Below are 226 nucleotides of genomic sequence, written 5' to 3'. Positions count from 1 at the left end.
GTCGCCGGTGCCATCCTTGAAGCCGATCAGGTTCGGGCATTCATCGCACAGCCTTGCAAGCGTGTCGGCCTGCAGCACCGCGTTGTCGCGATTATAGACCATGACGCCGATGCCGACCGACTGGCAGATCGTCTTCACATGGGCATAAAGCCCTTCCTGCGGCGCATCGATCAGATAGTGCGGCAGAAGCAGGATGCCGTCGGCACCGACGCGCTCGACCGAACGG

Annotated in this window: 1 protein-coding gene; it reads right to left on the bottom strand. The window is 61.9% G+C overall.

Going from position 1 to position 226, the window contains the following annotated elements; all coding sequences use genetic code 11:
- On the bottom strand, nucleotides 1–226 hold a 226-nt coding region (locus ASE71_RS34865), incomplete at both ends, for a dihydrodipicolinate synthase family protein (RefSeq protein ID WP_200964126.1).

The organism is Ensifer sp. Root954 (genome assembly GCF_001429005.1).
GTDB classification, from domain to species: Bacteria; Pseudomonadota; Alphaproteobacteria; order Rhizobiales; family Rhizobiaceae; genus Ensifer; species Ensifer adhaerens.
The sequence above is the reverse complement of the archived record's forward strand: the minus strand, read 5'-3'. Positions and strand labels throughout refer to the sequence as shown.